1 protein-coding gene and 1 pseudogene are annotated in these 905 nt (G+C 67.1%); both read right to left on the bottom strand.

The features are described from left to right. Window positions 1–87 precede the first annotated feature (87 nt). Window positions 88–755 (bottom strand): annotated as a pseudogene (locus tag JCM25156_RS26130) (glutathione S-transferase family protein). After that, on the bottom strand, window positions 752–905 hold a 154-nt coding region (locus JCM25156_RS32490; protein WP_322786193.1), incomplete at its 5' end, for an aminomethyltransferase beta-barrel domain-containing protein. The gene JCM25156_RS32490 and the pseudogene JCM25156_RS26130, both read right to left, overlap by 4 nt.

The raw sequence follows: 905 nt of genomic DNA, 5'->3' as shown, positions 1-905 counted from the left end.
AGGCCGATGGCCCCCACGGCCCCGGTGGCGAACCCCTCCCGCGGGGGGAGCACCACCGCCACGCGCCCCATGGGGGCGGGCGTGGCGTCAGGCAATATCCTCAAACCGGGCCTGCCGCCATTCCTTGGGTTCCTGGGCGGCTTTCTGGTACCACTCATCAACCAGCGGATGGGCCCGCACGGCGGTCATGTACGCCTGTGATTCCGGCGACGGACTGACCGCATAGGACAGGAAGCGCGAGACGATGGGCGCGAACATGACATCGGCCAGGCCAAACGTCGCGCCGAACAGGAACGGTCCCCCCGCGCCGAAGTCCAGCCGGGCTTCCGTCCAGATACCGTCGATGCGCGAAATCTCGCGTCGATGTCCTGCGTGGTGCCAGCGGCGAGCGGGGTATTGTCGCGCCCCGTATTCATGGGCATGGCCTGACGCAGGGCGCGGAAACCGGCATGCATCTCGGCCGAGATGCTGCGGGCATAGGCGCGCTGGCGCGGATCGGCGGGCCATAGCCCGGCCGCCTGTTCGGCGCAGTATTCGCAGATGGCGAGGCTCTCCCACACCGCGATGCCGCGATGTTCGAGATAGGGCACCTTGCCATTGGGGGAGATGGTGCGGATGGCCGCGGTCTGCCCGTTATCGGATAGCGGGATCATCTGTTCGCGCACATCCAGCCCGGCCAGACGCACCGCCAGCCAGCCACGCAGCGACCAGGATGAATACCGGCGCGTGCCAATGACCAGAATACCATCACTCATGATGCGACTTTCCCTTCGCTTTCGGACCGGCGGATAAAGCCACCCCCCATGACCCTGCTGCCCACGTACATCACGCAGGCCTGTCCCGGCGCGGGCACCGCGCCGTCATCAAGCACACACGCGCGCCATTGCCTTCCGCCTGCCATACCG

Source organism: Komagataeibacter kakiaceti JCM 25156 (assembly GCF_000613305.1).
Note: the sequence above shows the minus strand (reverse complement) of the source record. Positions and strands in the feature narration are given on the sequence as shown.